Consider the following 13,806-nt stretch of genomic DNA (forward strand, 5'->3'; position numbering starts at 1 on the left):
TTTATGATAACCTATTGCATTTTTTGTTATTGTTTCTGTCTACTATATTCAATTTTCAGACGCACTATTTTGTTCTTAATTCTCTACGCGCACCATCACCATTTTTCCGTTATAGGGTTTATTGCCTCTAGATTCCAGCGTTCTTGTTGCTTCTTGCAGATTATCAAATTTCTCAGAATAAATGAAATAATTCGTTGATTTAACATCATAGAAAAAATTAATTTTTGACTCTCCCGCTGCTATCGTTTTAGTAACAAAAGAATCTCTTTTGGCAACATCAGCATGCACTGCAAGCACTAAATAATAACCTGTTTCCACGTTTTTAATATTCTTAATAATTTGCATATTCGATTGCTCATTACCATAATCAAAATCTTCCGGTTTGAGCTTTGTTGCGCTAAGTGTTGTTGTTGCTTTAATACGTTTCAACGTCTCTTGATCTTTCTGATACCTGCTATCCTCATTTTCAAAATTAGCCTTTTTTATCCTACGTTTTTTCTCTATTTCCGTTTCTATTTTAATTTTCTCTAATGAAGTAATTAAATTAGTATTGGATTGTTCCGCTTTTAATTGTTCCCCTTTCAACAAGTCTATCGTTTTCAAATAGCTTTGCGTAAGTGCATCATTTTTGTTTGGTACTTTTTTAATACGCTCTTCGTATAAATTTTTAAAAGTGCTTAGCAGCTGATTTTGGCTTTTGTTAACCTGATCTATTTCTGATTTTAAAGACTCCAAGGCGCTATTTTCTGCGGAAACACTCTTGAATTCTTTTGGAGCACTAGCAATTCCTTTATCACTTAAATCATTCTCTGTTTTTAAGTCTTTCAGTTCTTTTTCTTTTTGATTCACTTTTTCATTCAACTGATTCAATAACTGTAGCTGTGCTTTTCTGGCGTTATCTAATGTTTCAGCTATATTATCCATCGTTTTTGCATTCTCATCCTTCGGTTTTGCATTGGCTTTCGCTCTGGCATCGGCGTCAGCTTTGGCTTTAGCGTCAGCGGCCAATTTAGCAGCTTCTGCATCTAGTTTTGCTTTAGCATCGGCATTAGCTTTCACTTTAGCTTCAGCGGCCAATTTAGCAGTTTCTGCATCAAGTTTTGCTTTGGCATCGGCAGCTAATTTCGCATCGGCGTCAGCTTTGGCATCAGCGGCCAATTTAGCAGTTTCTGCATCTAGTTTTGCTTTAGCATCGGCAGCTAATTTCGCTCTGGCATCAGCGTCAGCTTTAGCTTTAGCGTCAGCGGCCAATTTAGCAGCTTCTGCATCTAGTTTTGCTTTAGCATCGGCAGCTAATTTCGCTCTGGCATCGGCGTCAGCTTTGGCTTTAGCGTCAGCGGCCAATTTAGCAGCTTCTGCATCTAGTTTCGCTTTAGCATCAGCGGCAAGTTTAGCAGCTTCTGCATCTAGTTTCGCTTTAGCATCGGCAGCTAATTTCGCTCTGGCATCGGCGTCTGCTTTGGCTTTAGCATCAGCGGCCAATTTAGCAGCTTCTGCATCTAGTTTCGCTCTGGCATCGGCGTCTGCTTTGGCTTTAGCGTCAGCGGCCAATTTAGCAGATTCTATATCTAATTTTGCTTTGGCATCGGCAGCTAATTTAGCATCGGCCTCAGCTTTGGTTTTAGCGTCAGCGGCCAATTTAGCAGTTTCTGCATCAAGTTTTGCTTTGGCATCGGCAGCTAATTTCGCATCGGCCTCAGCTTTGGCTTTAGCGTCAGCGGCCAATTTAGCAGTTTCTGCATCTAGTTTCGCCTTAGCATCGGAAGCTAATTTTGCTCTGGCATCGGAGTCAGCTTTGGCTTTAGCGTCAGCGGCCAATTTAGCAGCTTCTGCATCTAATTTTACTTTGGCATCGGAAGCTAATTTCGCTCTCGCATCGGCGTCTGCTTTGGCTTTAGCGTCAGCGGCTAATTTAGCAGCTTGTGCCTCTAGTTTTGCTTTGGCGTCAGCTTTGGCTTTAGCATCCGTTATGACCACTGGTTGTGTTTTTGGCACAATTGGTTTTGCGACTGTAGTTATTTTTGCATCAGCAATAGCTTTTGCTTTAGCGGCAGCATCGGCGGCGATTTTCTCTCTTTTTAATCGATTCGTTTCTAACAAGGCTTTTGCCCTAGCTGCACTCTCTAATCTGGTTTGTGCAATGGCATCGGAAGTAGCCTTTGCATCGGCAAGTACTTTTGCTTTAGCTGCATTGAGTTCATTTTCTTTTTGAATTTCAGCATCTGATTTAACTTTGGCTTGAACAACTGGTTTTGAAGTCGCGACTTTTCGAGATTCTAAAGCTGGTATAATAGCACCTTCTTCTTCGTCATCATCGCTATAACTTCCTTTAAATTTATAAGCCAAGACAATTTCATGGGAGGGTCCAAACTGTGTAAAACTCCCTAATGCTTTTTCATAATTATATTCTAGCGCTATTCTGGAAGTTAGATTGAGTCCTATTCCTGCGGAAACGCCATGAAAACTGTTATACCCAGCTTGTGCCCATATCCCTTTTGGAATGCTGAACATCATCAATCCGGAAACAATAGTCTGCTCTTTTTTACTTTCGGCTCTTACTAGTCCAGAAAATTTACTTTTGTCAAAAAAACCGTAGCTGTCTATAAAACCAGTATACATTATATGGGCTTGAATGCTTCGTTCTAGATCATCTTGTACCATTTCAGAACTTTGTAGATTATACAATACGGCATTCTTAACGGCTAAACCAAAATCAAAAAAAGCAGTCCCATAATTGATGCCCGGACTTAATGTGATCAAAGAATTTGAAGGTATTGTTTCTAAAGAAGGATCGGGATAGTTTGTTACCACCTTTCCAGTATTAATTCCACTTTTATAAAAACCTAAATTAACCCCAAAGGTCAAGTTACTGTCTTGGCCCAAATAAACATTTTGGGCAAAATTTGCTATTCCTCCAAATGTAGTCAACACACCATAATTTTGTTGGAATAGCCCAATTGAAATACCTTGATTTTCTCTAAATCGACCGGAATAGCTGATTAAATACGTTTGTGGGGCATCTTCAAATTGTACCCATTCGCGTTTGTTGAAAATACTGATATAAGAATTTTGTTCTCTGGCAAAACTAAAAGCTGGATTTATGATAAATTTGTTGAACTTAAGAGAATTCCTAACGGGAATATTAAACGAAGCCACTCCACCTTCTTGCGAATGGAGTACTTGTAGCAAACAGAAAAAAAACACAACGCTTAAAAAAATATTTTTCATGTTACTTGACTACCGTTATAGAACCTTTTTTAACTTTATTATCTTGCGTTGTAATTATGTAATAATAAATTGGATTAACTGATTTAAAATCTAGTGCATTCTCCGGCCAATTATTCTGATAATTATTGGTTTGTAAGGCTATTTCGCCTCTTGAATTTAATAAAAGTATTTCCGTATTTGTCCCACTTACATATTCTTGTGGTAATATCCAGGTATCATTGATTCCATCATTGTTAGGACTGATAAGATTTGGAATCTTAGTAACGTTTGGATCAACAAAAGGAAAGTTGATTACAAAAGGCAACTCTTTTTGGGATATGCATCCGGTGGTTTGTGTAATCGTAAGAGAATAAGTTCCTTCCGCTGTAACATCTAAGGTATTTGAAACTGCTGCTGCAATTAAGGTGTTATTAAAGTACCATTCAAACGTAGGATTATCAGCATCTGTTGTCGCAATGATAGTTTTAGTTTCTCCTTCATTAATTATTGTTGTACTCGATACATTTAAAGAACTAGTAAAGGGTACATCTTGTAAGTTTATGGAAGCAGTCGAAGCACAACCCCCAAAATCAACTTTTACAGAATATTTTCCTGCTATACTAGTTTGATATTGTTGACCTGTCGCCCCTGAAATTGCTACGTCATTATTGAACCACTGATACGAGTTACCAGCTTGTGTGCTAAGTGTTGTGGCTCCATCCGCAGGGCAAAAAGGGTTGCCTTTGCTAGAAGTTATTGTAGCAGACACACCTGATGCTTCTCCTACAGTTACTCTGTTTGAATAAGAATCTGACGTACAAGTACCATAATTAGTCTCTACATAATAGCGGCCTGGCTGGTTCACCGTTAAACTTGCTGTAGTAGCTATAGGAACTAAGCTTGGCTCTTTAAACCATTTATAGGTAAGTGAAGGATATTTCAAAGGAGAATCATTTGTCCCTGTTCCAGGATTGTCTATCGTTAATAAATACGAACCACCTGTACAGTAAGTAGCTGTGGCATTAAAATTATTAATAGAAAATTGTGAATCTTGAATTTTATAATACGCCGCAAAAACATTTGAAAAGGGACTAACCGATGCAGGTGAAGTACTCTTAACTCTTACTTTATAATTCTCTCCGCTAGTGCTGGTAGGAACTGAAAAAATCAAAGTCCTTGAAGTAGGTGTCGCTGTTAATGGTTTTTCAGTGGCACTAAGAGTAACTGGTGTAGCAAAATTACCTGCAGCATCCGAAAGTTCTAAAATAAACTGATTCGACGGATCTAAAACACCACTAAAAGAAAAGCTAACTTCAAATGCATTAAAGCCAGGATTAGCACATACTTGCGTAAAACCAAGGGATGGTTTATTAATAGCTACTTGTGCATATAAACAAGTAATTGCTGGTAAAACCAGCAATAAAAAAACAACAATATATTTATTAAAAATGGTAGTGGGGCTACATTTCATAATTAATTTTTAGTCTGTTTTCAGCTATTAAATTGCAGCATTTGTACATGTAATTTCTATTTAGAGGCTGTAATTTTTGATAATTGTAATCGGTAATCTGGTTTTTTATCGTTTGAAAAATCTATAAATGTCTCTGAGTTATTTCCTTTTGAATACACATTAAAAAACACACTTTGACCATACCAACTTTCTAAATCTTCGTTATTAGTGTTGTTTTCTGTAAAAATATTTCCGTTACAATTATTGAAATACATTGCTTCAAATTGCATTTTCTTCAAATTCTTATCATTAATTTCAATATTACTGTCTAATAAAACGGCTGGATTAAATCCTGAAATCACACTTCTCTTGAATAAAAGTGATGCATTCTCTCCGATATATACTGCTGATTTTATTAAACCAGCTTGTATATCCGCTCTTAAATTTTCACTGTCATTTACCATCGTTAAATTAGTAGCGGTAACGACTGTTAACTTTTTTGAAAAATCAGTCTCTTCTTTTCTTTCATAACCCAAAACCTCTACACATCTGGAATCAGAATCACTTGAAACATAGGATGATCTAATAGCTAATGAATTATCAATTCGGCATTGAGTACCTTGAGTAAACTTAAAATCATCTTTTTTAGATCGAAGAGAAACCATTTTATTTAAATTAAGTTCTCCACCAAAAATATCAAAAGAATTTCCTCCACAATAACTGACCATAACGTTTTCTACAATCGTTTTAGATCCTAAACCAGCTAATAACAATCCACTAAAATTATTATTTCCTTTAATTTTTTTACCGGCAAATTCTATTCGAACATATCTTATAATACCCGAAGAACTAACAGAATTAGTTCCCCCATAAGTATTAAAATTAGGGTCTAGTTCTAAATTTAATGAAGAGTAATTTCCAAATTTATTTATTGGAGCGTCGCCTAAAATAATAATTCCACCCCAATCTCCAGCTTTTTTTGTACTGGCATTTGAAGTAAAAACGATTGGATCCGTTTCTAAACCATCTGCAATCAATGAAGCTCCTTTTGTAATAATAAGTGCGCCTTTAGATTGAAAATCACCTATTATTTTTGTTCCGGGTTCAATTGTTAAAATAGCATTATTAGTAACATAAACATCTCCTTGGAGAACGTAGATATTTCTTTTCAATAACTTTGTGTTTACTGAAATGCTTCCGGCTAATATTTGATTGGCTTCGCCATAATCAACAATATTAGGTTTGAATTCTGTCCAGTTATTTAGCCAGTTACTTGAACCAATTATGCCTTTTTCTTGTTGTGCATTAACATCACAAACTATTAAAAGAACAATCCATATAATTTGGGTTATGTTTTTCATTGAAATAAGTTATAAATAATTCGTAACACATTGCTGTGTAACCAAATTAGGATTAAAAAACTAAATGGGTTTTAATTTTAAAATCATGTAGATTCAAATCTACATGATTTTAAAATTTGTTCCCTTAGAACTAAACATTGAAGAAATCAAGCTTTTTACAAACAAAAAAATTAAAGTTCATTAAATACATGAAGTTCTTTCAATGTATTTTGATAAAATAAAATTGAAGCTATTAAGTTATTTTTATCTGAATAAGGCATCATTTTCCTTTGAAAATCTACTGTCGTATTAAGAAAACTTGTTGTACTTTCAGATTGTAAATCTAGCGATTTTCTATGATCGGAATCATCCGGAATACCTAAATCAGCCATAGTTACTCCAGGTTTTGTAGCAAGTGCAACATAAGGCAAAATTTTAACTAAAACCTTGATACGCTCTATATACAACTCAAGCAACTCCCCTTTTCCCATTGATGTCAATTCTTTTTGATCATAATACTGCCTGATAGATGCGGTAGTACTAATGATACTTTTAGGTAAGTTTTTGTTTTGAGCAGATACAGTTCCCGCTACTAACAAAAAAAACAGACTGAAGAAAATAATTTTTCTTTTCATAGCTTTATTATAAAATTATTAATAAAACTCAAAAATATACAAATATTTTGAATTTACAACTTTTCAATACTATTTTTAAACTAAAAGCATTATAAAAAAAACATAAAAATTTATCCACAACAACTACTAACATTAAGAAATTAAGAAAAAAACGCTTTGAATATTTATTATTTATACCAAAGATGAATTCCTTTAACAGGACAAATAGTAGGGTTAAGGCATTTTTGTTCTTAGAAAAAAACCGAAACAAAAAACCGTAAACTCTAGACGACTACTTATTATTTCTATCAAATTCAGTTGAATATAAACTTTGCATCCTAAAATTTTAGACTAAACCATTTTCTGCTATCTTTGCTTTATGCAATTTTCAGAAATTTTAGGACAAGAACACATCAAAAGTCATTTGACAAAAAGTGCTGATTTGGGAAGAATTCCACATGCACAACTGTTTGTTGGTCCTGAAGGTAGCGGCACTTTACCCATGGCGATTGCTTATGCACAATACATCATTTGTAGCAATCAAAACGGAGAGAATTCCGGATCCAATGAAGCCTGCAACCTGAAATTCCAGAAAACCTCGCATCCGGATTTGCATTTTATTTACCCAACGGTCAGTACCGAAGATGTAAAAACCAAACCTAAAAGCATCGATTTTATTACGGAATGGAGTCAGTTTTTAGAGCTAAACCCGTACGGAAGTTTGTTTGATTGGTACCAAATGCTGGGTGTTAAAAACAAACAAGGCGAAATCAGGGTTGACGATGCGCAGGAAATCTTGAAATCGCTGGCTTTAAAATCCTACGAAGGCGGATACAAAGTGATGATTATTTGGATGGCCGATAAATTGAATATCGCCGCTTCCAACAAACTGCTGAAATTACTGGAAGAGCCTACAGACAAAACTGTTTTCATTCTGATTTCAGAAAATGAAGAAGATATCATTCAAACCATTCGTTCCCGATGCCAAGTGTTGCATTTTAATGGATTAAGCGAAAAAATAATCGCAGAAGCTTTAGTTTCAAAAGAAAATATAGAACCTAAAACTGCAATAAAAATAGCGCATCAGGCGCAAGGAAATTTCAATAAAGCATTACAATTACTGCAACCGGACAGCGAATCCGTTTTTTTTGAAAAGTGGTTTGTCGATTGGGTTCGGGCTGCTTTTAGAGCTAAAGGAAACGCAGCAGCCATTCAGGATTTGATTCAATGGAGCGAGCAAATTGCCGGTTTAGGAAGAGAAACTCAGAAGAAATTTTTACATTTTTGTATCGACATGTTCCGTCAGGCATTGCTGCTGAATTACCAAACACCAAGATTAGTTTACATGGAACCGCAAGTAGAAAAATTTAAATTGGAAAATTTTGCCCCTTTCGTAAATGGAAACAACATCAATGATATTTTCAAAGAACTTTCTGAAGCCATGTATCATATAGAACGCAACGGAAACGCCAAAATTATTCTCACCGATTTATCCATAAAACTAACCCGATTAATCCACAAAAAATAAAAACATGAACAACATTACTTCAATTTTAATTTTAATTTTCCTGGCAATCACTTTTCTTCAGTCCGGTTACGACAAACTGTTTTATTGGAAAGACAATGTGGACTGGTTGAAAGGCCATTTCGCTAAAACACCGTTAAAAAATCAAGTGCCGTTAGCATTACTGAACATTTTAATTTTAGAGTTAATCTCTGGTATTTTATGTGTGGTCGGTTGCATAGAATTATTCGTGAATAATGGTAGAATCTTCGGTTTTTACGGAGCCGTTTTCTCCTGCATCACGTTGTTGATGTTGCTTTTCGGACAACGATTGGCCAAAGATTATGATGGCGCCAGAACAATTGTCATCTATTTTATCCCTGCAATATTGGCCGTTTATTGGTTAAACTAGACTTTACAACTTATTAATTTTGAACAACAATTCCTTTTTACATAAAAAAATGACACCAAAACACCCTTCAGAATCCCTGACGATATTAACCGATTTGGTTTTGCCAAGCGAGACCAATCCTTTGAACAATCTTTTTGGTGGCGAATTATTAGCCCGTATGGATCGCGCAGCAAGTATCGCAGCACGAAGACATTCCCGTAGAATTGTAGTTACGGCTTCCGTCAATCATGTTGCTTTCAACAGAGCCATTCCGCTGGGAAGTGTTGTTACTGTGGAAGCTAAAGTTTCTCGCTCATTCAAAAGTTCGATGGAAATATACATTGACATATGGGTCGAAGACAGAGAATCTGGCAACAAAACCAAAGCCAATGAAGCCATTTATACTTTTGTGGCGGTTGACGATACGGGTAGACCAGTTGAAGTACCCCAAATTGTTCCGGAAACCGAACTGGAAAAACAACGTTTTGAAGCCGCATTACGACGCAAACAACTGAGTTTAGTTTTGGCTGGTAAAATGAATCCGCATGACGCAACCGAATTAAAAGCATTGTTCACTTAATACCCATAATTGACTTATAATTTTTTATTCAAAATAGATTTAAAATATTCTTGAAAGAGAAATTTTTAATTAAAAAAAGAAGTATTTTTACAAAACAAATGTTCAGTTTACAAATGAAATTTATAGGATAATTAGTCATCCTGTCAGTTTCTTACCGTTATAAAATAATACAAATAGATGAAAGAAAAGGTAAAAGAGAAGATGAGTACAGAGAAAGAATCAAAATTAAAAGCGCTGCAACTTACGCTTGACAAATTAGACAAAACCTACGGAAAAGGGACAGTAATGAAAATGGGTGACAAAGCCATTGAGGAAGTAGAAACCATTTCTTCAGGGTCTTTAGGAATCGATTTGGCATTAGGAGTTGGCGGATATCCAAGAGGTAGAATTATTGAAATATATGGTCCGGAATCGTCTGGAAAAACCACTTTGACGCTCCACGCTATTGCTGAAGCGCAAAAAGCAGGTGGAATTGCCGCTTTTATTGATGCAGAACACGCTTTCGATAGAAATTATGCTGAGAAATTGGGCGTAGATATCGAAAACTTAATCATATCACAACCGGACAATGGAGAACAAGCGTTAGAGATTGCTGAAAACTTGATTCGTTCTGGAGCAATTGACATTGTTGTAATTGACTCGGTTGCTGCCTTGACGCCAAAAAGTGAAATTGAAGGCGAAATGGGAGATTCTAAAATGGGATTACACGCTCGTTTGATGTCTCAAGCATTGCGTAAATTGACAGGGACGATCAGCAAAACACATTGTACGGTTTTCTTTATCAATCAATTGAGAGAGAAAATTGGAGTGATGTTTGGAAATCCAGAAACTACAACGGGTGGAAACGCATTAAAGTTTTACGCTTCGGTTCGTTTAGATATACGTCGTTCTACACAAATTAAAGATGGTGATAACGTACTTGGAAACAGAACCAAAGTAAAAGTGGTGAAAAACAAAGTGGCTCCACCATTTAAAATCGCTGAATTTGACATAATGTATGGTGAAGGAATTTCAAAAACAGGAGAGATTCTAGATCTTGCCGTTGAATTTGAAATCATCAAAAAAGCGGGATCTTGGTTCAGTTACGGTGAAACCAAACTAGGACAAGGTCGTGATGCTGTTAAGTCTTTAATCAAAGACAATCCGGAATTAGCAGATGAACTTGAAGAAAAAATAAAAGCTAGAATAAAAGAACTAGCAGAAGCATAAATACTAAAGCCCGTCTCGAACCTAAAAAACGAGACGGGTTTTTTTTTCTTTATAACGCAACCTTTTGTTGAAATTTTTATCTTTTAGAAAATAGCTTAAAATTCCATGAAGAAGCTGAATTCTATAAATTTAAAAAATTAAGAAATGAAAAAATTCGTCCTTTTTATTCTGTTCGTTACAACCCTCACTGGATGTACAATTGATAATGATAATCAAGAATCTTATAGCTTTGAAGTGCAGCCTGTAGATAGCTACACCTTACCAGAAAAATTTATTTTGGGAAACACCTATGAGATAAAATTAAAGTATACAAGACCTTCCGAATGTCATTTTTTCCAAGGGATATATTATGATAAAAATTTAAATGTAAGAACCATAGGAATTCAAACGGGAGTGAATACTAACCAAATTTGTACACAACAAATCCCAGCACCATCAGAGGTTTCTTTTAATTTTTATGTAACCAATACCGGTTCCTATATTTTCAAATTTTATAAAGGAAAAGATGCCGATGGCAAAAATATTTTTGAGGAAGTAGAAGTTCCAGTTACCACTAATTAATGCCTGATCATACTGTGGGATTAGATGAAATAATCAATCAATGTAAAAAAAACAACTCCAAAGCACAAGCACAGTTATATCAATTGTTTGCGAAAAAATTCTATGGGGTATGTTTAAAGTATTCTTCTAATTATGCAGATGCCGAGGACAATTTACAAGATGGGTTTTTGATTATTTTCGGAAAAATTGAACAGTATAATTTTAAAGGTTCTTTCGAAGGATGGGCAAAAAGAATCGTAATTAATAATGCGCTTCAAAAATTCAAAGGTGTTCGTTATATGGAGGTTATAAATGACAATATTCCTGATGAAGAAGTTGAAATTGATGTCGAGAATATTTCTATCGATTATTTAATGCAAATCATCCACGAGTTACCGGATCAATACCGGTTAGTATTCAGTCTCTATGTACTTGATGGCTATTCCCACAAAGAAGTTTCTGAAATGCTGAAAATTTCTACAGGAACCACAAAATCAAATCTTGCTAGAGCCAGAGCAATCTTAAAAGACAAAATTGATGCTTATTCAACAATTAAAATAAAGTCGTCTGCAAAATGAATGATAAAAAAAATATAGACCGATTTTTTCAAGAAAAATTCAAGGATTTTGAAATGAATCCGAATGAGCAAGTCTGGAAAAACATCCAAACTGCATTAGATGAAAAGAAGAAAAAAAGAAAAATAATTCCTTTCTGGATAAAATTTCCAGGAATTGCAGCGGCTTTTCTTTTGGGCATATTCGCATTGAATTCCATTTTTAAAACGGAAATAGAAATAAATAAAAGCATCGTTATAGAACCAAATGTTTTAAAAAATTCTTCTAAAAATAAGGACTCTGTGACACCTAAAACAGAAAACAACACCAATCTTTTAGAATTAAAAAAAGTTCCTCAAGTCGCTTTAAATAATACTTTTAAAACTGGGAAGACAAATGAAAAAAAATTCATACATGCTGATAAATCGAAAGTCTATTCTGAGAAAAAGAACAATCAAACTAATGCTCTTGTTAATTTACAAGAAAATTATACTGCGATAAAACAAGCCTCTCCGGATAACAATGTTGTAAAATCTGAGTACATCACTACAGAAAAAAATGGCATAACAACTGATAAAACGTTTGATGATTTTCAAAATAAAACATTGAAAAAAAGTGGTTTAGAAGAAGACGTGAACTCTAAAATTGCTGTAACAGATTCCAAAAAACAGTCATCGAGTAATACCGAAACGCCCAACGAATTAGAAGAAATCCTTAAAAAGAAAAAAGAAGAAGAAAAAGAAGTTGTAGTTCTTAATCAAAAAAACAGATGGCAAATTACGCCAAACATCGCGGCGGTGTATCTGAATTCGAATTCAGGCGGCTCTGCCATTGACCCTCAATTTTCAGAAAATCAAAAAACGGCCGATAACAGCTTAAGTTTTGGTATTGGGGTAAATTATGCTGTTTCTAAAAAAGTAGCCTTACGAAGCGGAATTAACAAGCTGTCGTTGGGATACAACACGGATAACGTATTCTACTCAACCGGTTTGGCTAACAATAATCTGGAAAATATAAATTATTCTTCAAATGCATTAATTGAGATCAAAAATGAAGCTGGCCTTAACACCCTATTGATTTTTGAAAAAGACTTGCAAAAAACAAATACGGGGGCTATCAATCAAAAAATGGGCTATTACGAAGTTCCTTTGGAAGTTTCCTATGCTGTTTTGGATAAAAAATTTGGAATCAACGTTATTGGAGGCATAAGTACTTTGTTTCTCAGCCAGAATAAAATATCGTTAGTTTCCTCTGAAACCAATGTAAAATTAGGAGAGGCAAAAAACCTGAATCAAGTCCATTTCAGTACTAATGTGGGTTTAGGATTTAAGTACCAGATTATAAAATCATTCCAAATTAATGTGGAACCAATGCTTAAATATCAATTGAATACATTTTCAAACAACTCGGGCAACTTTAAACCGCTATTTATCGGCTTGTATTCTGGTATTAGTTATAGCTTTTAATTGGTTCAGGATCGAAAGCTATCAGTTGATTGTATATTATTTCGCGCACTTCTTCACGTATTTCTTTGCGGTCAACGCCGGTTTTTCCTAAAGTCTCTACGTGTGAATGCATTTTTACACGCATAATTCCTGGGCTTCCGCTAAAAAAAGTATAGGAGAATCTCTTTTTGTTATCGGCAAAAGTAATGGGAACAATAGGAATCTCGTGTTCTATCGCCAAGCGAAAAGCACCGTCTTTGAAAGTATCTAACAAAACCGATTCGTCATCCGGAACTCCGCCTTCTGGAAAAATACAAATACTCAATCCTTGATTGATTCTTTTTTGAGCCCGATTAAAGACTTCCATTCTGCTTTTTGAAGAACTTCTGTCTACCAAAATACAGGTTCTTTTATAGAAAAATCCAAACAATGGAATTTTTGAAAGTTCTTTTTTACCTACAAAAACAAACGGATTTCTGGTCAGGGCAAGCATCAACATAATATCGGCCATAGAAGTATGATTGGCAACAATCATATAACTTTTTTGGTATTCCATTTCTTGACTTTTGTCTATTTTATAATAAAATCCCATCCCAAAAAGAATAAATTTTGCCCAAATACGAGCCATCTTAAAAAAATAATGATAGCCACCTTCCGTCAAAATAGATAATACCAGAAAAGGAAACATCACCAATATGGGAATGGTCATCAAAATATAAAACCAAATGCGCCACAATACCCAAAAAATAATTTTCAATCCTCTCATAGGTTCAAAAGTAAGAAATCAGATCTTATGATGCTCAAAAAATATTCGTGCGTTTTTTAACTTATATGTCATCAACGTTTTTATGTTACTGGTCAATTATAACTCGTTCTTTTAATCATCAACGTTTTACAGACTTAAATGAATTATATGGTTAAAAAAACTACTAACACCATTTAAAGTAAGTTGATTTTATAATTTGCGAATTT

12 protein-coding genes are annotated in these 13,806 nt (G+C 34.8%); 7 read left to right on the forward strand and 5 right to left on the reverse strand.

Annotated features, from left to right (window positions below; all coding sequences use genetic code 11):
* Window positions 1-75: 75 nt before the first annotated feature.
* The 4 genes from BC952_RS01920 to BC952_RS01935 form a co-directional block, all read right to left on the reverse strand.
* Window positions 76-3,228 carry a PorP/SprF family type IX secretion system membrane protein gene (locus BC952_RS01920; RefSeq protein ID WP_121364020.1) on the reverse strand — a complete coding sequence of 1,051 codons (3,153 nt, stop codon included), beginning with the start codon at window positions 3,226-3,228 and terminating at the stop codon, window positions 76-78.
* Window position 3,229: 1 nt separating this feature from the next.
* Window positions 3,230-4,678, reverse strand: coding sequence for a T9SS type B sorting domain-containing protein (locus BC952_RS01925; RefSeq protein ID WP_121364021.1), 1,449 nt, complete (start codon window positions 4,676-4,678; stop codon window positions 3,230-3,232).
* Window positions 4,679-4,734: 56 nt separating this feature from the next.
* Window positions 4,735-6,018, reverse strand: coding sequence for a hypothetical protein (locus tag BC952_RS01930; protein ID WP_121364022.1), 1,284 nt, complete (start codon window positions 6,016-6,018; stop codon window positions 4,735-4,737).
* 170 nt (window positions 6,019-6,188) lie between these two features.
* Complete coding sequence (locus BC952_RS01935; RefSeq protein WP_121364023.1) at window positions 6,189-6,632, reverse strand: hypothetical protein; 444 nt, start codon at window positions 6,630-6,632, stop codon at window positions 6,189-6,191.
* A 358-nt stretch (window positions 6,633-6,990) separates the two neighbouring features.
* Here BC952_RS01935 and BC952_RS01940 point away from each other — a divergent pair, with 358 nt between their 5' ends.
* From BC952_RS01940 to BC952_RS01970, 7 genes are all read left to right on the forward strand, one after another.
* Window positions 6,991-8,139, forward strand: coding sequence for a DNA polymerase III subunit (locus BC952_RS01940; RefSeq protein ID WP_121364024.1), 1,149 nt, complete (start codon window positions 6,991-6,993; stop codon window positions 8,137-8,139).
* Window positions 8,140-8,143: 4 nt separating this feature from the next.
* Entirely contained in the window at window positions 8,144-8,527 is a 384-nt protein-coding gene (locus BC952_RS01945) for a DoxX family membrane protein (RefSeq protein WP_113635803.1), read from the forward strand.
* A gap of 49 nt (window positions 8,528-8,576) precedes the next feature.
* Window positions 8,577-9,086 (forward strand): acyl-CoA thioesterase, encoded by a 510-nt coding sequence (locus BC952_RS01950; RefSeq protein WP_091166489.1) that lies wholly within the window; start codon window positions 8,577-8,579, stop codon window positions 9,084-9,086.
* Window positions 9,087-9,287: 201 nt separating this feature from the next.
* Entirely contained in the window at window positions 9,288-10,295 is a 1,008-nt protein-coding gene (recA, locus tag BC952_RS01955; RefSeq protein ID WP_035674074.1) for a recombinase RecA, read from the forward strand.
* A 144-nt stretch (window positions 10,296-10,439) separates the two neighbouring features.
* Window positions 10,440-10,856: a lipoprotein gene (locus BC952_RS01960; protein ID WP_121364025.1), complete on the forward strand. Its 417-nt coding sequence runs from the start codon at window positions 10,440-10,442 to the stop codon at window positions 10,854-10,856.
* A 14-nt stretch (window positions 10,857-10,870) separates the two neighbouring features.
* Window positions 10,871-11,413: an RNA polymerase sigma factor gene (locus BC952_RS01965; protein ID WP_121364910.1), complete on the forward strand. Its 543-nt coding sequence runs from the start codon at window positions 10,871-10,873 to the stop codon at window positions 11,411-11,413.
* Window positions 11,410-12,855 (forward strand): hypothetical protein, encoded by a 1,446-nt coding sequence (locus BC952_RS01970; protein WP_121364026.1) that lies wholly within the window; start codon window positions 11,410-11,412, stop codon window positions 12,853-12,855. Before BC952_RS01965 ends, BC952_RS01970 begins: the two co-directional genes overlap by 4 nt.
* Here the strand turns inward: BC952_RS01970 and BC952_RS01975 are convergent.
* Window positions 12,839-13,600 (reverse strand): lysophospholipid acyltransferase family protein, encoded by a 762-nt coding sequence (locus tag BC952_RS01975; protein WP_121364027.1) that lies wholly within the window; start codon window positions 13,598-13,600, stop codon window positions 12,839-12,841. The two genes, BC952_RS01970 and BC952_RS01975, sit on opposite strands and share 17 nt — an antisense overlap.
* Window positions 13,601-13,806 lie beyond the last annotated feature (206 nt).

The organism is Flavobacterium limicola, assembly GCF_003634755.1.
GTDB lineage: Bacteria > Bacteroidota > Bacteroidia > Flavobacteriales > Flavobacteriaceae > Flavobacterium > Flavobacterium limicola.

Excerpts from the sequence above, each read along its gene's own strand:
- BC952_RS01975 (WP_121364027.1), bottom strand. The coding sequence starts at position 13,600 with ATGAGAGGATTGAAAATTATTTTTTGGGTATTGTGGCGCATTTGGTTT.
- BC952_RS01960 (WP_121364025.1), top strand. The coding sequence starts at position 10,440 with ATGAAAAAATTCGTCCTTTTTATTCTGTTCGTTACAACCCTCACTGGA.
- BC952_RS01925 (WP_121364021.1), bottom strand. The coding sequence starts at position 4,678 with ATGAAATGTAGCCCCACTACCATTTTTAATAAATATATTGTTGTTTTT.
- BC952_RS01920 (WP_121364020.1), bottom strand. The coding sequence starts at position 3,228 with ATGAAAAATATTTTTTTAAGCGTTGTGTTTTTTTTCTGTTTGCTACAA.
- BC952_RS01945 (WP_113635803.1), top strand. The coding sequence starts at position 8,144 with ATGAACAACATTACTTCAATTTTAATTTTAATTTTCCTGGCAATCACT.
- BC952_RS01970 (WP_121364026.1), top strand. The coding sequence starts at position 11,410 with ATGAATGATAAAAAAAATATAGACCGATTTTTTCAAGAAAAATTCAAG.
- BC952_RS01950 (WP_091166489.1), top strand. The coding sequence starts at position 8,577 with ATGACACCAAAACACCCTTCAGAATCCCTGACGATATTAACCGATTTG.
- BC952_RS01935 (WP_121364023.1), bottom strand. The coding sequence starts at position 6,632 with ATGAAAAGAAAAATTATTTTCTTCAGTCTGTTTTTTTTGTTAGTAGCG.
- recA (WP_035674074.1), top strand. The coding sequence starts at position 9,288 with ATGAGTACAGAGAAAGAATCAAAATTAAAAGCGCTGCAACTTACGCTT.
- BC952_RS01940 (WP_121364024.1), top strand. The coding sequence starts at position 6,991 with ATGCAATTTTCAGAAATTTTAGGACAAGAACACATCAAAAGTCATTTG.
- BC952_RS01930 (WP_121364022.1), bottom strand. The coding sequence starts at position 6,018 with ATGAAAAACATAACCCAAATTATATGGATTGTTCTTTTAATAGTTTGT.